This window comes from Segetibacter sp., assembly GCF_025963695.1.
Taxonomy (GTDB): Bacteria; Bacteroidota; Bacteroidia; order Chitinophagales; family Chitinophagaceae; genus Segetibacter.
This window is the reverse complement of record NZ_JAOQAH010000030.1, coordinates 40,796-60,799: the sequence shown is the minus strand read 5'-3', so window position 1 is coordinate 60,799 and position 20,004 is coordinate 40,796. Positions and strand designations below refer to the sequence as shown.

Sequence of the window (20,004 nt, the reverse complement as noted above, 5' to 3'; positions counted from 1 at the left end):
GAAGCTCGAAGAATAGTTTAGAATTATACGTGAGAACTCCAATTACTATTCGCGATTGTCCGCTACAAAATATATTGCTTAGGCTGTTCTGATATTTTTAAAATGATTAATCAATCCATTTGTTGATGAATCGTGACCTTTTACTTCATCCAGGTTTTCCAGTTCAGGAAGTATTTTATTAGCAAGTTGTTTTCCCAACTCAACGCCCCATTGATCGAAGCTGAAAATGTTCCATAAAATGCCCTGAACAAAAATCTTATGTTCATACATTGCTATTAAACTACCCAACGTTCGCGGGGTAATTTCTTTAATTAGAAAAGAGTTGGTTGGTTTGTTTCCCTTAAAAGTTTTAAACTTTAGTAGTTTCTTTATTTCTTCTTTTGATTTACCTGCTTTTACCAATTCAGCTGTTACTTCTTCTTCTGTCTTTCCATTCATCATTGCTTCTGTCTGCGCAAAAAAATTGCTTAACAGCTTTATATGATGATCGCCGATAGGGTTATGGCTAATTGCTGGAGCAATGAAGTCACATGGGATAATTAAAGTACCCTGGTGGATCAGTTGATAAAAAGCGTGTTGCCCGTTTGTACCGGCTTCACCCCAAATAACCGGGCCCGTAGAATAGTTTACTTCATAAGCGTTTCTGTCAACGCTTTTACCATTGCTTTCCATATTTCCCTGCTGAAAGTATGCAGCAAATCGGTGCATATATTGATCGTACGGAAGTATTGCTTCGCTTTGTGCTCCAAAAAAGTTAGTGTACCATACTCCAATAAGCGCCATTATAACTGGTATATTGGTTGCAAACTTTTCTGTTCTAAAATGTTCATCAACCTCGAACGCTCCTTTTAGGAGTTCTTCGAAGTTTTCGTACCCTATAGTTAATGCAATAGACAGTCCTATAGCGCTCCATAGTGAATATCTTCCTCCAACCCAATCCCAAAAAACAAACATGTTCTCCGGTGCAATTCCAAAAGAAACCACTTCTTTTTCATTCGTGCTTAAGGCAATAAAGTGCTTCGCTACATGTGCTTCATCTCCGGCTGATTTCATAAACCAATCTCTTGCCGTACGTGCATTTGTCATCGTCTCCTGTGTAGTAAACGTTTTTGAGGCAACGAGAAACAATGTTTCATCCGGAGTTATTTTCTTTAGTGTCTCGGCTATATGCGTTCCATCTACGTTACTAACAAAATGCGGCTGAATTCCTTCTTTCCAATAGGGTTTTAGAGCTTCGGTCACCATTACCGGTCCGAGATCGCTTCCCCCGATGCCAATATTTACTATATATTTTATAGGTTTTCCTGTGTATCCCTTCCACTCGCCCGAATGCACTTTTTCTGTAAAAGACTTCATATGCGCCCGTACTTTTTCAACATCGGGCATTACATTTTGCCCTTCTGAATGATAAGGTCTGTCTGAAAAATTTCGAAGGGCTACATGTAAAACAGCTCTGTTTTCCGTCTCATTTATCTTTTCACCGTTAAACATTGCCTGTATGCCATCTTTTACCTGGCACTCTTCGGCAATTTGAAATAATAATTGAAGTGTTTTATTGTTGATAATATTTTTGGAGTAGTCAAATAAAATATTATTGAACGAAATAGAAAATTTCTTAAAACGGTCAGGGTCTGCAGTAAATAATTTTCGAAGATGTGTGCGCTGCATTTCTTCATCGTAATGTCGTTTTAAGAGAAGCCATGCCTGCGTATTAGTTGGATTATTTTTGGGAAGCATTATTTTGCCTGTGTTTTTCTATGTTTAAAAGACTACTGCTTATAGTTGATCAATCACCTTTATTGTTTTCAATACCATATCCCCTGTTACATCCAAATGTAAAACAATTCTCACCTGGGTTTTAGAAATAACCGTGACCTTTATATTATTTTCGGCCATCTTTTCTGCAAAGCCAACGGGGCTAAGTCTTCCACTTACTTCAAAAATAATAATGTTTGTTTCTACGGGTAGGATAGCGCCAATAAAGTCTTTTTTCGCAAGTGCATTAGCTATCTTCTGCGCATTTTGATGATCCTCTTCAAGGCGGTTTATGTTGTTTTCGAGCGCATAAATTCCTGCAGCAGCAAGATATCCTGCCTGTCTCATCCCTCCACCAAAAACTTTTCTTATTCTTCTTGCTCTTTTAATTAAATCTTTGGTTCCAAGTAAAACACTTCCTACTGGTGTGCCTAAACCTTTACTTAGGCAAATGGAAATACTATCGAAAATTTTTCCATGGTCTTTTGGCTTTTCTCCTTTTGCAACCATCGCATTAAACAAACGCGCTCCATCCAGGTGTAAGGCCAGCTTGTTTTTCGCACAAACTTCTTTAATTTTCTCTAGCTCTCCCAACGCGTAGCAGCTTCCCCCTCCACGGTTTGCCGTATTTTCAAGGCTAACAAGACTAGTTCGGGGTTTATGTATATCATCAGGGTTAATTGAGTCAAGTACCTGCTCTGCTGTAAGTCTTCCGCTGTTACCTAAAACAGGGCGGACAGAACTGGCAGAATTTAGGGCTATACCACCTCCCTCGTAAATATACACGTGAGATACATGGTCACATATCACTTCATCCCCTGGCACCGTATGGCATTTTATTGCAATCTGGTTTGTCATAGTGCCGCTTGGACAAAAAATAGCGGCCTCCATTCCAAACATATCTGCCGATATTCCTTCGAGTTTGTTTACAGTGCTGTCTTCTCCATACACATCGTCACCAACTTCCGCTTTAAACATCGCCTCTAACATTTGCGGGGACGGTTTGGTAAAGGTGTCGGACCTGTAGTCAATCATAAGCCGCGAAATTAAGAGAATAAGAAGTTATTGTGAGATCTAAGGGTATGCTTTTTGAAGAATATTTTATAGTAACATAATCAACACCCAATGTACTAAGTGCAGAGATATAGATTAACTTTTTCAAAGTAAGTGTAACCATATTATAAAAAACAAAAATTTAGCTAAAGAAAAGCTGACATCAGGTTAATTTATAGACAAAACAGGTGCCTTTTTCCACAAATACTGGTAAAAACGGATGCCGACACGTAACTTCGCCGCACTTGCAGACGTCTATTATACTAATAAATGAACTACAGCGGTCTTTAAGGCGTTATAATTTTTAAATATACTACAGCATGAGGCAACTCAAAATTGCGACACAGATTACAAACCGAGACTCCCAAGCGGTTGAAAAATACCTTCAGGAGATTTCTAAAATACCTATGATTACTCCTGAAGAGGAGACCATTTTGGCCCAAAAGATTAAAATGGGTGATCAAAGGGCTCTTGAAAGATTAACCACCGCCAACCTGCGTTTTGTGGTGTCAGTGGCCAAGCAGTATCAACACCAGGGGTTATCTTTAAGTGATTTGATAAATGAAGGAAATTTAGGTTTAATTAAAGCAGCACAACGTTTTGATGAGACTAAAGGTTTCAAGTTTATTTCTTACGCCGTTTGGTGGATCCGCCAATCTATATTACAGGCATTAGCTGAACAAGGACGTCTCGTTCGTTTGCCTCAAAATAAAATCGGCACATACAACAAAGCAAACAAAGCCTATATGGCTTTTGAGCAGGAGCATGAGAGGGAACCTAGTACAGAAGAGCTAGCGGACATTCTTGAGATGAGCGAAACTGAGATTAATAATATATTTCAAAGCAATACACGTCATACATCCTTAGATGCTCCGGTACACGAAGCAGAAGATGTGGCAATGGGTGATTTATTAGAAGGTGGAGATGATACAGACGATGACGTAATGAAGGATAGTTTGAGAGAGGAAATTCGTAGAGTACTCAAATCACTTTCACCAAGGGAAGCAGAAATTGTAAACGCATATTTTGGCCTAGACGGAGAGAACGGTGTTACCATCGAGCAGATTGGCCAGAAATACGATTTAACGAAAGAGCGTATCAGGCAAATTAAAGAAAGAGCTATTAAGCGCCTACAAAAAGCACGTTATAGTAATGCTCTGAAAGCTTATTTGGGCTAAATTTCATTACTAATTTTTTAAAAAGGCCACTTCCTAAAAGAAGTGGTTTTTTTTTAAGGGAGAGTTAGCATTATGAGGATAGAAGTTCTAAGGGCGTTACTGCGCTAAACGTTCCCCCACAAGAGCGCTACAAACCTAGAGGAGTTAAGATTTTTATCTTATATATTGCAGCTAGATTTTCAATAACGCTGAAGACGCTTTCAATACTTTCTTATTTTGCAACTATCGTTACCTTTTTTATTGTCTTATTGGTAGTGCTTTAAATAATTTTGCACTGCTTTTTAATCTTACCCTAAATTCTGGATTAGTTAAGCTTTTATAAACACTAGGAAGAAGAAGTTAATGATAGTTAAAAAGGTATTTAGTAGTTTAATAGGGTTTTCGATAATCGTGACCTCCGTTGCACTTATTGCTGCCGCTGCCGCTCCTTATGTAGATCCTGCAAATTTTGATTTTATTGCCTTTTTTGGCTTAATATATCCATTCCTCCTATTACTGCATCTTGCACTGTTTGTTCTTTATATACTTATTAAAAGAAATATATCTTCAATACTCTTTCTTATCCCTGCGTTATTTACAATAAATATTTTTCTGAATTCATTTGGGGCGAATTTCTTTCCCTCTGATGTAAAGCAGGGCGGCAATAAACTTAAGTTTATGACTTATAACGTACACATGTTTACAGATGCTAATGATATAGAGACAAGTGTACAGGGTTCAATACTACAGCTGATCCAGGGGGAACAACCAGATATACTTTGTATGCAGGATTTTCAAAACAATAGGGGAGTCGGCTTAAATACACTAGACTCTCTTAAAATTATTCTTAAGGCGTCTTACTATTATGATGGTCCAAACGATCCCAATGTTTTTCCTACGGAATCCATTGCAACGCTTTCAAAATTTCCTATTGTCAATACCGGGTTTATTCTTTTTTCGGAAACGTCAGGTGGTAACCAGGCAATTTTTACCGACATTAACACAAATGGTAAAATTATAAGGGTTTATAATGTGCATTTTCAATCGTTTGGTTTTCAGCCGTACGAGTATGAAGAATGGCGAAACGCAGATATAATAGGCAAATTTAAATTTCTTTTTAAAGTCAAGGATAAGTTTTCTTTCGCTTACAGAAATAGAAGTAAACAGGTGAAAATGGTTAAAGAGCACGCAAGTTCTTGCGAGTATCCAATTATCATTGCGGGTGATTTTAACGATACGCCTTCTTCATATGCGGTTAATTATACCATGCGGGAAATGAAAAATGCTTTTCGCGAAAAGGGAAGGGGTTACAGGGTAACTTTTAATGGCGGGTTACCTGATTTTCAAATTGATTATGTCATGGTAAAACCATTCTTTGAGGTTACAGATTATCGTGTTATCCGTCGGCAATTATCCGATCACTACCCGGTGGCAGTTACGCTGGCTTATTAGCAGTAACGAGCTTTTTTTCTTAAAAGCTTATTAATTGCTGTTTCCATTTTAACTTCTTTTAGTATTACCATCTCTCGCTTTACGTCGTTTATCTGGAAAGTAGCAAAAAAACTTAATTGTAAGACGCATCTTTACACTACTATTATTCGTTTTTTCCACAGTCCATTCATCTGGCAAATCTTGGTGTACCGAATAATCCTTTTCCACTCTTTCAAGCATTTGTTACTTTCCCGGAAGAATAAAAAGACAGTAACTAAAGAAAAAATAACGACGAGAACGGTAGCATGTTGGTACGCAATAAGGCAGGCATTTATCTTGAATTCCTATAGTAGATTACAGTTAAATTATGAACGAAATTTCGCATCGGTACTTCATCCTTTATAAGCCCTGCAATATGGTTTCGCAGTTTAAAAGCAGCCACGATGTAGTTTTATTAGGAGATATAAATTTTGAATTTCCCGAAGGCACACATGCAATAGGAAGATTAGACAATCAATCAGAAGGTTTGCTATTGCTAACGACGAATAAAACAATTACAAAGAAGCTTTTCCAAGGCAAGGTTAGCCATCAGCGGAAATACCTGGTGCTGGTAAAACATATTGTAACACAAGAAACGTTGGAGAAACTTCGCAGCGGTGTTTCGATACAGGTAAAGGGAGGAAGTTACTATACGGCAGTACCAGAAGCGGTGGAGGTAGTTTTAAATCCTTCTGATTACATTACATTACCAGCATACCAAGTTGAGTACACAGCCTCCGCCTGGTTGATGATGACTTTAATAGAAGGAAAGTATCACCAGGTACGAAAAATGGTTGCTGCGGTCGGACACAGATGCAAGCGATTGGTACGGGTTGCAATTGAAGATATCTTATTAGGTGACCTGCAGCCAGGTGAAGTAAAAGAAATTGGGGAAGAGGAATTTTTCAGGCTGCTGAAAATAGAGAAGTAATTGGGGTCACAGCATTGGTGGGATGATTATACTTAATTGCAGGATTTGCCATGAATATAGAAATTAGGAAATACTGTTCTTATTTTCCATTTTGTTTAAGGTGCTGCCGAAATGTAACAATGGTAGAAAACTGATTTACTTTAACCAGTCTCCATATTATTTTTGCTACGTATGAAAAAGATTTTAATAGCTCCCCTGGTATTAGCAACTTTATTATTCAGTTCAATGTTAACCTTGGCTCAAACAGATTTTACGCCTCGCTGGAGCAAAGGTGTAGTTTGGTACCAGATCTTCCCCGAACGTTTTAGTAATGGTGATCCAACAAATGATCCTAAAGTAACAGATCAAAATGGTGCTTATCCTTTTGATGATACCTCGCCTTTTCAAGTCCATCCATGGACAAGTGATTGGTATCAACTGCAGCCTTATGAACAGAAAAACGGTAAGGATATTTATTACAACATTCAAAGGCGTCGCTATGGCGGCGATTTGCAAGGTGTAATTAACAAGCTTGATTATATTAAATCGATTGGTGTTAATGCCATTTACATGACGCCCGTTTTTTGGTCTCCATCGTCTCATAAATATGATGCATTAACTTATCATCACGTAGACCCTACTTTTGGTCCGGACCCGGAAGGTGATAAAAAATTGATAGCAAAGGAGAATCCGTTAAACACTGCCTCATGGGTGTGGACGAAAGCGGATTTACTTGCTCTGAAGCTGATAGAGGAGGTACACAAACGGAAGATGTACATCATCTTTGATGGTGTATTTAACCACCTCGGCATTAAAAACTTTGCATTTCAGGATGTTGAAAAGAACCAGCAGGCTTCGCCGTACAAAGACTGGTTTATGGTAGATAGCTGGCGCGACACCGCGAAGGGAACAACGTTTCAATACAAGGGATGGTTTGGGGTAAAAACATTGCCGGAGTTAAAAGAAGATAGTACCGGTATTGTTGCAGGACCTAAAGAATATATTTTCAATGCTACCAAACGTTGGATGAACCCTATGAATAGAGGTGCTGCAGCCGGTATTGATGGCTGGCGCCTTGATGTTGCCTATAACGTTGGGCACCCTTTCTGGAAAGACTGGCGCCGATGGGTACGTAGTATTAATTCCCAGGCATATATGACTGCAGAGTTAGTTGACCCGGTTGAGAAAACGAGGCCGTACCTAAGTGGCGATGAATTTGATGCCACTATGAATTACAACTTTGCTTTTATCATGCACGACTTCTTTGTTCAGGATACAAGTGCTATAACAGTTACGCAATTTGATACAAGACTTAAAGAATTGAGGGAGGCTTTTGGAGAAGGGGTTGCTTTGAATATGCAAAACCTGATGAACAGCCACGATGCAACACGGCTTGCAAGTGCTGTAGCCAATCCTGACGGAGAGAAAATGGGTAATTGGGGGAAATATTTTAACTGGAGCCAGAAGAGCAACAATAGAAATTACAATGCCCGCAAACCCACTACTGCACAGGTGCAAAAGCAGAAGTTAATAGTAGCTTTTCAAATGCTGTACTTAGGTTCACCGATGTTTTTTTATGGCGATGAGATGGGTATGTGGGGTGCCAACGATCCTGATTGTCGTAAACCAATGGTTTGGCCCGAAATGAAATATGATGCAGAGATGTATAACCCCAACCAAAGTAAGCATGAGCCGGATGAGGTCGTTTTCAACAAAGATTTATTTGAGTGGTACAAAAAATTTATACGGCTTCGACAAGAATTTAAATCTATTAAGCTTGGAAATTATACTACCGTGGTAAAAGATGATGCGAGGCAGTTATATGCCTTCAGCCGGAAATACAATAACGAGGAAGTGATTGTATTAGTAAACAGAAGTGATGAGGCTATACCTTTTACTCATGCAGTTTTGAATAAGGGAGCATTTAAAAATGTATTCACACAAGCCATTGCAAAGCAAGTGATACTAAAACCTATGGATATAGTAGTGTTGAGTAACAAATAGAAATTGACTGTTCGGTATCAATAGCAATACGATTTGGCATAGCTGTTTTGCGGCCGGGGCTCACCTCTCTCAGCACCGGTTAGGGACACCTGAAATGCTAGTTGCCGAAGTGGACTTCAACAGTCCAAGTGAGTGACACAACGATGCCAGACCAAAGTGCTGAAGCTGTTAACATAAAAAATATTTTAGATAAGAAGAATAAGAAGCACTGATATTAGGTAAGACAAAAAAGCATTTTTGCGGGCATGGGCGAGCAGTTCGGAAGTAATAAGTACATCTCTGGTTCAATCAATGCTTTTTTCTTTAATTAAATTCCTCCAATGTGTATCCATCAGGTCGTAAACTTCCATTTTGAATCTCAAATCTTAATAGTAGATTTACGAAGTACTAATACTTTAAAAAGAAGTTTAAAAATTATTTACGACTATTATCAAATGGATATAAAAGCCAAACTAAAAAAACAACAAATAAAGACGCGCTTGGCAAGAAGAAATTACATGATTGCGAAAACAAGAAATGAATCGGAACTAACAATCAAAGTATTATTTACAAGATGGTCGCAACAGAACTTCATCTGCAATTTGTGGGAGGAAGCTGTTAAAAGGCTAGGTTAAATAAGGAACTTTTTAACTAAATAAAAATCTCTCCTTTACGGAATATTCACTTCACCCTTCAATTAATTCTGCTACTCTCTTAAATGGAAATCCTTAATTTTTATCAATCCATACTTTCGGTCTAATTTAGATGCGGCTTAAACCGAATTGACCAAAATAATATGCACAAAGAACAGGAGGGACGTTGGATTAAATTTGATTTTGAGCAGGCGCGTGTAAAGCACCTTCTGTTTAAAACAAGATTGCGCTCTATTCTTTATGGAGCTGACCTGGACGCAGCTCCTGTAATTTCTCACTACGATTGTGCAGTTGGGCAATGGATTTACGGACATGCCCTAAGTGCTTATGCAAACATTCCTGAAATGCACAAGTTGGAGCAAGTGCACACTACCCTTCATACGGTTGCAAGAAAATTGGTTGATTTGTATAAGACTGGCAAGGTAGCCGAAGCCAGGGTAGGACTGGATGAGATGGAGCTAATTTCGGATGAGCTGGTGGAATTACTTTCAACAGTCGAAACCCTGGTTCACGAGAGTGGCCAGGTAGAATTTCGTAAACCCGCCGCTTCAGACCCTTTGGTTATTAGCCCGGAAGAACTTGAAGAATTGCAACAGCTAAACCGGGAATTGGACAGGCGCTTAAAAGAACAATCGCGAGACATATTCGAAGCTAAAGAACGATTTGAACTTATCGCCAAAGCTACCCATGATGCGGTTTGGGATTGGAACCTTTTGACTAATAAGATGTGGTGGAACGAGGGATTTAAAGAACTTTTTGGTTACGCACAAGAAGAGATTTATCCTACTATAGATTCCTGGTACATAGGGCTTCATCCGGAAGACCGGGAGTGGGTAATTCAAAGCATACACGACGTAATAGACAAGGGTGGTAGCCAATGGTTGGCAGAATACCGCTTCGGTAGAAAGGATGGCAGCTACGCAAGGGTACTGGATAGAGGATATATTTTGCACAACCAGGATGGCAAGCCGTACCGGATGCTTGGGTCAATGCAGGATATTACCGACAGGAAGAAGACGGAAGAACTGTTAATCCAAAAAGATAAAAACTTCCGTAATATCATCAATACTGCTCCTGTGGCAATGCTGATTTTTAAAGGGGAAGATTTAATCTTTGATACCGTTAATCAAAGTATGCTGGCGCTGATTGATAAGACCAGCGAGATTATTGGAAAACCACTGCTAAACGTTCTTCCCGAACTAAAGGGCCAACCCGTCATTGATATTTTCCGTAGAGTATATAAAACGGGAGAACCGTACTTTGATTACGAGCGTCTTGTTCCCCTGATGCGAGATACTTTAATGGAAGAGCGGTACTTCAAACTCGCTTTTACGCCGGTGCAGGAAAATGGAGGGAATGTAGGCATCATGGTGGTTGCAACGGAAGTTACCGAGCAGGTGCTGGCGAGAATGAAGGTAGAGGAGAGCAATAAGGAATTTAAGTTCGTAACAGACTTTATGCCCCAGATAATCTGGTCAACAAAAGCGGATGGCTATCACGAGTTTTATAACAAGCGATGGTACGATTACACAGGCTTAACTTATGAACAATCAAAAGATACTGGATGGAACGCAGTTTTGCACCCCGATGACCAGGAAAAGGCCTGGGAGGTTTGGAGGCACAGTCTGAAAACAGGCGATCCTTACGAAATCGAATATCGTTTTAAACGATTTGATGGCCAATATCGCTGGTTTCTTGGAAGGGCATTGCCATTAAAAGATGACGGCGGCAATATTTATAAATGGTATGGCACCTGCACAGACATTGATGATCAGAAGAAGAATACCGATTTGTTAGAAGAAAGGGTAGTAGAGCGTACCAGGGATCTTGAAAGCCAGAAAAGTTTGTTAGATAATATTTTAACAAACTCGTCCAATGGTATTTCGGTGAGTGAAATGATCAGGGATGAAGAAGGTAGGGTATATGATGCCAGAACAATTCTTGCCAATGAGTCAGCAGTAAAATATGTAGGTATTCCTAAAGACATTTATTTGAATCAAAGAGCCCGTGATCTTGATCCTGATATTTTTAGTTCCCCGTATGGACGCGCTTGCTTAAACACGTTAGCGTCGGGTGAGCCTACTATCATTCAACATCACCTTGGGGCAATTAATAAATGGCTTGAACTCACTATTTCCCGGATGGACGAAAATCACCTCATTCACATATTCACCGATGTTACTGTAAACAAGCAATCCCAGCTTGAGCTGGAACGTACGATCCAGGAACTTAAACGATCCAATGCGAATCTGGAGGATTTCGCATATGCAGCTTCGCACGACCTTAAAGAACCTATCAGGAAGATCCGCACTTTTTCTGAAAGGTTGAAAAATAACCTGGGAGTAAGACTGTTGGAAAAGGATCAACACTACTTTCAGCGGATGGAGAAAGCCACTGAACGCATGCAGCTACTTATTAATGATCTTTTAGAATTTTCGCACACCTCAAACGGAAATACCAATTTCGAAGAAATTAACCTCGATAAAAAAGTAGCCCTGGTTTTAGAGGATCTTGAAGTGATTGTAGCGGAAAAAAATGCCCGGGTAATAGTTGGCCCGCTGCCTGTAATAACCGGACATAGAAGGCAGATACAACAAGTATTTCAGAATCTTATTACAAACGCTCTTAAGTTTAGCCGACCCGACATCCGTCCTGAAATCCACATTACCTCATCGGTAGTAAAGGGAGAAGACATTCAAGGCGATGATCTTCACAATGTTTCTCCGGAGAAGCTGTATAACCTGCTTAAAGTTTCTGATAATGGGATAGGTTTTGAACAAGCTTACGCAGATAAGATCTTTAAAATGTTTCAAAGACTACATGGAAAGGCAGAGTATGAAGGCACCGGCATTGGTCTCGCCATTGTAAGAAAGGTAATCGAAAATCATAAAGGATTTATCAAAGCGGAGAGCGAACCGGGGCAGGGAGCAACTTTCAAAATATTTTTACCAATTGAATAAACAGGTAAAGCAGTCTGCGCTTATCTCTGAAAATATATTTTATCCAGACTAATTCTCAATTTAAATGCTCTTTACTAATAGTAGTCCTGCATAAACTGCGGCAATGCAGACAATGAAACTTAAAATAGAATAAAGCGCAAACCCGGTAAAGTTTGAACCTTGTAGTAGCTGCAAATTCTCATATGCAAAAGCGGAAAAAGTTGTAAATCCTCCGCAAAAGCCTGTCACCAGAAATAATCGTAGGGTAGGAGTCAGCCACTGAAATCTTTCAGACATTCCATAAATTATCCCAATAATTATACAACCAATTACATTAACTGCAAAAGTGCCATAGGGAAAAATCATAGTAGAAAAGTGCCTTGCTACGTACAATGAAGTCAGGTATCTTAATATACTGCCAAGCGCACCACCTAAGCCAATTAAAATAAGGTTTGTTTTCATCAATTACTACCACTACAACGAATGCTCAAAGTTATCTTGCAACCGTTAGCTCTTTTTGTTAATCAAATATAGAGGTTTACAAATAACGCTTATTGAAATGCTACGGTATTGCCTCTGGTAGAAGCAACGGTTTTCATTTTTGATCTTTGCGCTGGGTTGTTTTTTTTTGTTACCGGCATTTGTTTTTCAAATCATCATTGTTGCGTCGCACACTTGTACCGATATCACGTCCACACAACAACCTTTCCTCTACCTACCACATGTCCCTACGGGACATTAAAGCAAGATGTATTTATACGGTGGTTTTTGTATCTACAGCGTGTACGTATCTTCCTGGTACCACATCTAAATGTTCCAGCGGAACAATTTGTTGGTAGATGTTTGACGGCTCGTTGGTTTTAACGTCCCATTTGGGACGCCTGGTGATTTGATATGTATTTCATTCTGCACCAAACTTTCCCTATATCACGTCCACACAACAACCTTTCCTCTACCTACCACATGTCCCTACGGGACATTAAAGCAAGATGAGTCTATGCGGTGGTTCTTGTACCTAAAGTGTGCTCGCATGTTCCTGGTACCACATGTAAATGTTCCAGCGGAACATTTTGTTGGTAGAATGTTTGACGGTTCGTTTGTTTTTAACGTCCCATTTGGGACGCCTGGTGATTTGATATGTATTTCATTCTGCACCAAACGTTCCCTATATCACGTAAGCACAACAACCTTTCCTCTACCTACCACATGTCCCTACGGGACATTAAAGCAAGATGACTCTATACGGTGGTTCTTGTACCTAAAGTGTGTACGCATGTTCCTGGTACCACATGTAAATGTTCCAGCGGAACATTTTGTTGGTAGAATGTTCGACGGTTCGTTTGTTTTTAACGTCCCATAGTGGTTTTTATACAACACCGGGGAGTTCTATCCAAAGCAAAATGGCAGCAAAACTCAAAGCAACCATTATCCTGTTCATTATTCAATTGTAAGCGGTTAAATTGCTTCATGATTATTTACATCCTTCTGGCGATCATTATTCTGCTGCTCGTTATCAACCTTATTATGTCATCCCGCGCAACCAACAACAAAGACGCCGGCTTTCCCTATAAACTAGACTCGCTAGGGCTTGAAATGCAAAGGGTAGAAGCATCTGTAAAAACAGAAATTGCTTCTAACCGAAAAGAGACTTTTGACAATGCTGCCCTTGCCCGAAGAGAACTTGCATCGTCCCTTATTTCTTTTGAAGAAAAATTAAATCATCTCACCAATACTATCGATCATAAACTCACAGCTTTCAGTGAAGCCAATAATAGCAATGTAAAAGAAACCCGAACCGAGATAAAACAAGCCCTTGACACTTTTAAAAAAGACCTTGCCCTATCCATTCAAGAATTGAACGCGCTACAAAAAGACAACTTTTATGCGCTTCTAAACAAACAGAGCGAACAAAACAACGATACCAGTAACCGTCTTGATAGCATGCGTTTGACTCTTGAAAAGAAGATTGCCGAACTTCAACAAGGCAACGAACAAAAGCTGGAACAAATAAGAATAACGGTAGACGAAAAATTACAGCAGACACTTGAAACACGCTTGGGAGAGTCATTCAAACTGGTAAGCGAAAGACTCGAAGCCGTACACAAAGGTCTTGGAGACATGCAACAACTGGCAACAGGTGTAGGCGATCTTAAACGTGTACTTGGCAATGTAAAAACTCGTGGTCTACTAGGCGAATACCAATTAGAAAACCTTCTTGAACAAACACTAACCCCTGATCAATTCGCCAAGAATGTAAAAACAAAAGAAGGTAGCAACGCATTGGTAGAGTTTGCTGTAAAACTTCCGGGCAACAAAGACAAAACTTTATGGCTGCCCATTGACTCAAAGTTTCCCAAAGAAGATTTTGAATGGCTGATGCAGGCTTATGAAATAGGCGACGTTGAGCAGATTGAAGAAAGCCGTAAAGCTTTTGTAAGAGGGATAAAAAAATGTGCAAGCGATATTTGCGGTCGCTATATTGATCCTCCCAATACAACAGACTTCGCTATTTTGTTTCTGCCGTTTGAAAGTTTATATGCTGAAGTGCTGCGAACCCCGGGGCTATTTGAAAGCATACGGACAGAATGTAAAATAAACATCGCCGGTCCTACCACTCTTTCTGCCTTCTTAAGCAGTTTACAAATGGGCTTTCGTACGTTAGCTATAGAAAAACGAAGCGGGGAAGTATGGCAATTGTTGAGCGCAGTAAAAACTGAGTTTGGCAATTTTAGCGGCTTACTCGAAAAAGCCCAGAGAAACATACAAACCGGATTAGATCAACTTGAAAATGTAGCAGGTGTACGAACAAGAGCTATCCAAAAAAGACTGAAAGGTGTAGATACGTTAAGTGATGAACAGGTAAAAATTATTTTGCCCGAATTGACTAATGGAGAACTGTTAGCGGATGAGGAGGAGTAGAAATATTATCAAAAGATTTTTAATTGCTTTTAGATCTATAGGTAGTAGCCATAAAATGATCTTTAAAATATCATGAATTACCAATTATACTTACAAAATAGCATTGTGATGTTCCAGTTGCTTCAATGGTAACTTTCAGTAATTTGAGGTGTGCTAAAATTGCTTAAACCCCACTCTATATGATAAAGATTATTCTACTAAATGCATTGTTACTTTCTGCTTCTGTTATGCATGCGCAAGGCAAGAAAGCTGTCCCTGTAATTTTTGACACTGATATGGGGCCCGATTATGACGATGCAGGCGCTATTGCGTTGTTACACGCTTTTGCAGATGAGGGCAAGGCTAAAATTTTGGCAACAGTAGCCAGTACAAAATATGAGGGAGTGGCTGCAGTAATAAACGTTTTCAATACTTACTTCAAAAGGCCGGGTTTGCCTATTGGAGTTCCGAAGGGATCGGCACTAACAAAAAAAGACTTTCAACATTGGACGGATACTTTGATTAGCAAGTATCCCCATGCCATGAAAAATAATAATGATGTTCCTGATGCTGTTGAGGTATATCGGAAAGTATTAGCAAAGCAACCCGACAAAAGTGTGACGGTCGTTACTGTTGGTTTCCTGACTAACCTGGCTAATCTGCTTAAGTCCCGGCCTGATAAATATTCACCGCTGACGGGAATGCAACTGGTAGCAAAAAAAGTGAAATCATTGGTTAGTATGGCAGGCCGCTTTCCTTCGGGAAGCGAATTTAATATTGACCAGGATGCCGCTTCAGGAAAATATGTGTTTGAAAACTGGAGTACCCCTATCATTTTTAGCGGTTGGGAAATAGGCCAAAAAATAAAAACAGGGTTGCCGCTGATAAATAACAGTACTATCCGAAACAGTCCTGTAAAAGATGTATTCCGCATTAGTATTCCCCTTGATCCGCAGGACAAAGCAGGAAGGATGAGCTGGGATGAGACAGCAGTACTTGTAGCTATAGCCGGTTATAAACCTTACTATAAATTAGTGGCCGGAACTATTGAGGTAACGGAAAAGGGAAGCAATACATGGAACGATAAGGGCGGTAATCATTTCTACCTGGTAGAAGACAGGCCAGCTTCAGAGGTGCAAGAGTTGATAGATATATTGATGATGCATCAGCCAAAGAGGTAATGCCGGCATTATGCTTCCTCCATTTCAAGAACGAAGCAATTCCCTTCTCACAAATTTAGATGGTCTTTATTACTGTCATTACAAGTAAGTAATACTTGTGCTGATTTTAATTCTGCAGGTACAAGTGTGCGACGCAACAATGATGACAATGAAAAACTTGTGCTGGTAACCAGAAAATATTCCAAAAGAGAAATAGCAGCTATTGTGTAGAGAAACTTGGTTGAAGACGTCGGTTTTATTTATACTTGCCACCTTAATTTAAGTTGCAAACCTATTTCACATCAAGTACGGGGGCAGTAAAGGCATGATATTTTTTATGTTGCCAGTGGCTACAAGTTAAATAAATGTTTTACCTAAAAGAAAATATGGAACAACTTAAAAAGTCTCTTTCCAAAACACGAAGTGGAATAGCCGGGTTAGATGAAATAACAGGTGGAGGGCTACCTACTGGCAGACCTACCCTTATTTGTGGTGCGGCAGGGTGCGGAAAAACATTGTTTTCGCTTGAGTTTATTGTGAAAGGTGCGTTAGAATTTGATGAGCCAGGTGTTTTTATGGCTTTTGAAGAGAAAGCAGAGGAATTAGCTATAAACGTTGCATCGCTGGGTTTTGACCTTGACAGGCTACAAAGGGATAAAAAAATTAAAGTGGATTACGTACATGTTGAGCGAAGCGAAATAGAAGAAACGGGCGAGTATGATTTGGATGGACTGTTTATAAGACTCGGGTATGCTATTGACAGCATAAAAGCAAAACGCGTTGTGTTGGATACGATTGAGAACTTGTTTACAGGCTTATCAAACATGGCAATATTGCGTGCAGAGCTGCGAAGATTGTTTCAATGGCTTAAAGAAAAAGGTGTTACGGCTATCATCACCGGCGAAAAAGGTGAAGGTTTCCTTACAAGGCAGGGACTTGAAGAGTATGTTTCTGACTGTGTAATTTTATTGGATCATCGCGTTATTAACCAGATCTCAACCAGGCTTTTAAGAATTGTGAAATATAGGGGATCAGTTCATGGAACTAATGAATACCCATTTTTAATAGATGAGCAGGGAATTTCAGTATTGCCTATTACTGCGCTTAGACTTGAACATCCTGTTTCTTCGGAAAGAGTTTCATCTGGCGTAGAGTCGCTGGACCAAATGCTAGAAGGGCGTGGTTTCTTTAGGGGAAGCAGTATTCTGGTATCTGGTACTGCTGGTACAGGAAAGACCAGTATTGCTGCATATTTCGCTAATGAAACCAGTAAGCGAAAAGAACGGTGCCTTTACTTTGCCTTCGAAGAATCGCCGCAGCAGATTATAAGGAATATGCGTTCCATTGGTATCGATCTACAACAGCATATTGATAATGGATACCTTCAATTCAATGCGTCGAGACCAACTTTAAATGGCCTGGAGATGCACCTTTTGACTATTCATAAAATGGTTAAAAGATTTAAGCCGTCCGCCATCATACTTGATCCCATAACGAACCTGATTACTGTGGGGTCTGTAAGCGAAGTAAAAGGAATGTTGATAAGGCTGATAGATTTTTTACAGGCAGAACAGGTTACCGTAATGTTTACAGCATTAACCTTAAATACCGTTGTTAACGAACAAACGGACGAAGGCGTATCATCCCTGGTAGATGCGTGGCTACTGGTACGGGATATTGAAAATAACGGCGAGAGAAACCGCGGAATGTATATTATGAAATCTAGGGGAATGCGTCATTCTAACCAGGTGCGTGAATTTGTAATCTCCGACGACGGGGTACAACTGGTTGATGTTTACCTGGGACCTGAAGGCGTTTTAACAGGATCTGCAAGGGAGGCTCAACAATTGATGGAGGAAACAGGGGTTGTATTGCGAACACATGCAGTAACAAGAAAGGACAAGGAAATAGAAAGGAAGAGAAATGTGTTGCAGGCTAAAATAGAAAGTCTGAAAGAAGAATTTGAATCAGTGACTGATGAGCTGAATAAAAGCTATATAGAAGAAGAATTGAGAAAAGAGGTAATGGAAAAGAATCGCGAAGAATTAATTAAAAAAAGGCATGATGGAAATAGTAACGGATCCGGAAAGTAAAACGGAGTCGATGAACGAAGAAAAATACGAATTAAGGTTATATGTGGCCGGTAAAACATCTAAATCGGTAGCGGCAATAAGTAACCTCAATAAATTGTGTGAAGAGCATCTGAAAGGTAAATATGTTATTGAGGTCATAGACTTGCTGGTACAACCTCAATTAGCTGAAGGTGACCAGATATTTGCTATACCCACATTAGTAAAAAAAGTTCCTGAACCGATACGTAAAATAATAGGCGACCTATCTAATGAAGAAAAGGTTTTGGTTGGCTTGAACATCCGTCCTGCAAAACAATAGTATGGCCAGCGAAGAACCCGAAGAGTTAGAAAAAAATAATGAAGAACAAATAGAGTTTGTACTTCGCTTATATGTTATTGGAGCTTCTTCCAATTCTGTAAGGGCTATAACCAATTTGAAACAAATTTGCGAAACCCATATTAAAGGAAGATATACTTTGGACATTATTGATGTGTACCAACAAAAGGACATAGCTGAAACGAAACAACTAATCGCGCTACCCCTTCTTATTAAAACATTGCCTTTACCCGAGAGAAGACTTATTGGCGACATGTCTGATACAAACAGGGTTCTTCGGGGTTTAGGTATCAATGTATAGTTGCAGATGAAAGCAAAAACTTACGAAGAACTTTTAAATGAAGTAACAGATCTGCGTCAGCAGCTTGAGGAGGCAAACGATACAATTGATGCCATTAGGACCGGCCGGGTTGATGCGCTTGTGGTACTTGGAGAAAAGGGGCACGAATTGTATACTTTAAAAACAGCCGACCAAACTTATCGCCTCTTCATCGAAAAGATGAATGAGGGAGCAGTTACCTTAAACCGCGAGGGAATTATTGTTTACAGCAACACCCAATTTGCCTCAATGTTGAACCTGCCGATGTCAAAAGTGCTCGGCCTTCCGTTCTCTAATTTCATTGCTCCGGCTTTTGTTGATCAGTTCAATGCACTTTTTAAAAGGGGTTGGGGGCAGGATTGCAAGGGCGAAATTTCTTTAATTAATCAGCAGCGATACGTAGAATTTCAACTATCCTTTACAACCCTCGAATTGGACGAAGGTGTATCATTAAGCATTATTCTCACAGATCTCACAGAGCAAAAAGAGACGCAGAGACAATTGAAGCTAAATAATCAACAACTCGAAGAGATTAACCACGCTCTCGAAATCAGCAACCACGATCTTCAACAATTTGCTTCTGTAGCTTCCCATGATTTGCAGGAACCATTGCGTAAAATTCAGATTTACTCAAATCTTTTAAAGGAAAAACATGCTGCCCAGTTTTCGGCTTCTGCGGGTACTTACTTGCAAAAAATCATTAGTTCATCAGAAAGAATGAGGGTGCTTATACACGATATTCTTTCATTCTCGCGTTTATCGGATAAAGACAATAAGTTTGAGCTTACAGATTTAAAACTGCTGATTGCAGAGTTGTTGAAAGATTTTGAATTAATAATTGAAGAAAAGAAAGCTACGATAACTATTGAAGAGATTCCGGTTATAGAAGTAAACCCTGGACAAATAAGGCAGGTATTTCAAAACGTTATTAGTAATGCATTGAAGTTTTCAAGGCCTGGCGTTAGTCCCATTATAACCATTTCCGCTTCGAGGATTTGTGATAGTGTTTATGATAGTTCGCCAGACACAGCAGGCCCCTACGCCTGCATAAATATAAAAGACAACGGTATTGGCTTCGATGAGAAATATATGTCGAACGTCTTTACCCTATTTAAAAGGCTACACACAAAAGATAAATACGAAGGCACAGGAATTGGGCTCGCTATTACCAAAAGGATTATAGAAAAGCATAACGGTAGTATTATTGCAAAAAGCACCGAAGGCAAAGGTTCGAACTTTATTATTGTACTACCGATGAGACAGCAACATGTATTATAGCTTTTAGTTTTAAGTCTCCT

Annotated in this window: 14 protein-coding genes; 11 read left to right on the top strand and 3 right to left on the bottom strand. The window is 39.6% G+C overall.

Annotated elements, in window-relative coordinates:
* Positions 1 to 78 precede the first annotated feature (78 nt).
* The gene (gene pgi, locus JWR87_RS04590) at positions 79 to 1,737 is read right to left on the bottom strand and encodes a glucose-6-phosphate isomerase (RefSeq protein WP_297816141.1); all 1,659 of its coding nucleotides are present in this window, start codon (positions 1,735 to 1,737) and stop codon (positions 79 to 81) included.
* 39 nt (positions 1,738 to 1,776) lie between these two features.
* Positions 1,777 to 2,790 carry a low-specificity L-threonine aldolase gene (gene ltaE / locus JWR87_RS04585; protein WP_297816139.1) on the bottom strand — a complete coding sequence of 338 codons (1,014 nt, stop codon included), beginning with the start codon at positions 2,788 to 2,790 and terminating at the stop codon, positions 1,777 to 1,779.
* Between the two features lie 338 nt (positions 2,791 to 3,128).
* Here ltaE and JWR87_RS04580 point away from each other — a divergent pair, with 338 nt between their 5' ends.
* The 5 genes from JWR87_RS04580 (at position 3,129) to JWR87_RS04560 (ending at position 11,941) form a co-directional block, all read left to right on the top strand.
* The gene (locus JWR87_RS04580; RefSeq protein ID WP_018615655.1) at positions 3,129 to 3,986 is read left to right on the top strand and encodes an RNA polymerase sigma factor RpoD/SigA; all 858 of its coding nucleotides are present in this window, start codon (positions 3,129 to 3,131) and stop codon (positions 3,984 to 3,986) included.
* A gap of 342 nt (positions 3,987 to 4,328) precedes the next feature.
* Positions 4,329 to 5,417 carry an endonuclease/exonuclease/phosphatase family protein gene (locus tag JWR87_RS04575; protein ID WP_297816137.1) on the top strand — a complete coding sequence of 363 codons (1,089 nt, stop codon included), beginning with the start codon at positions 4,329 to 4,331 and terminating at the stop codon, positions 5,415 to 5,417.
* Between the two features lie 346 nt (positions 5,418 to 5,763).
* Positions 5,764 to 6,366, top strand: coding sequence for a pseudouridine synthase (locus tag JWR87_RS04570; protein ID WP_297816135.1), 603 nt, complete (start codon positions 5,764 to 5,766; stop codon positions 6,364 to 6,366).
* Positions 6,367 to 6,537: 171 nt separating this feature from the next.
* On the top strand, positions 6,538 to 8,349 hold the full coding sequence (locus JWR87_RS04565) for a glycoside hydrolase family 13 protein (RefSeq protein ID WP_297816133.1): 1,812 nt from the start codon (positions 6,538 to 6,540) through the stop codon (positions 8,347 to 8,349).
* Between the two features lie 775 nt (positions 8,350 to 9,124).
* Positions 9,125 to 11,941 (top strand): PAS domain-containing protein, encoded by a 2,817-nt coding sequence (locus JWR87_RS04560; RefSeq protein ID WP_297816131.1) that lies wholly within the window; start codon positions 9,125 to 9,127, stop codon positions 11,939 to 11,941.
* A gap of 60 nt (positions 11,942 to 12,001) precedes the next feature.
* Here the strand turns inward: JWR87_RS04560 and crcB are convergent, their stop codons facing one another.
* Complete coding sequence (gene crcB, locus JWR87_RS04555; RefSeq protein WP_297816129.1) at positions 12,002 to 12,382, bottom strand: fluoride efflux transporter CrcB; 381 nt, start codon at positions 12,380 to 12,382, stop codon at positions 12,002 to 12,004.
* A gap of 1,005 nt (positions 12,383 to 13,387) precedes the next feature.
* Here crcB and rmuC point away from each other — a divergent pair.
* The 6 genes from rmuC to JWR87_RS04525 all read left to right on the top strand — a co-directional run bounded on the left by rmuC (position 13,388) and on the right by JWR87_RS04525 (position 19,984).
* On the top strand, positions 13,388 to 14,839 hold the full coding sequence (gene rmuC / locus JWR87_RS04550) for a DNA recombination protein RmuC (RefSeq protein ID WP_297816127.1): 1,452 nt from the start codon (positions 13,388 to 13,390) through the stop codon (positions 14,837 to 14,839).
* A gap of 179 nt (positions 14,840 to 15,018) precedes the next feature.
* Positions 15,019 to 15,999, top strand: a complete 981-nt coding sequence (locus JWR87_RS04545) for a nucleoside hydrolase (RefSeq protein WP_297816125.1) — start codon at positions 15,019 to 15,021, stop codon at positions 15,997 to 15,999.
* Positions 16,000 to 16,364: 365 nt separating this feature from the next.
* Entirely contained in the window at positions 16,365 to 18,071 is a 1,707-nt protein-coding gene (kaiC, locus tag JWR87_RS04540) for a circadian clock protein KaiC (RefSeq protein ID WP_297816123.1), read from the top strand.
* Positions 18,043 to 18,369, top strand: a complete 327-nt coding sequence (locus tag JWR87_RS04535; protein ID WP_297816121.1) for a circadian clock KaiB family protein — start codon at positions 18,043 to 18,045, stop codon at positions 18,367 to 18,369. The genes kaiC and JWR87_RS04535 overlap by 29 nt, the downstream gene beginning before the upstream one ends.
* A 1-nt stretch (position 18,370) precedes the next feature.
* The gene (locus JWR87_RS04530) at positions 18,371 to 18,688 is read left to right on the top strand and encodes a circadian clock KaiB family protein (protein ID WP_297816119.1); all 318 of its coding nucleotides are present in this window, start codon (positions 18,371 to 18,373) and stop codon (positions 18,686 to 18,688) included.
* 6 nt (positions 18,689 to 18,694) lie between these two features.
* Positions 18,695 to 19,984: an ATP-binding protein gene (locus JWR87_RS04525; RefSeq protein ID WP_297816117.1), complete on the top strand. Its 1,290-nt coding sequence runs from the start codon at positions 18,695 to 18,697 to the stop codon at positions 19,982 to 19,984.
* Positions 19,985 to 20,004: the final 20 nt, after the last annotated feature.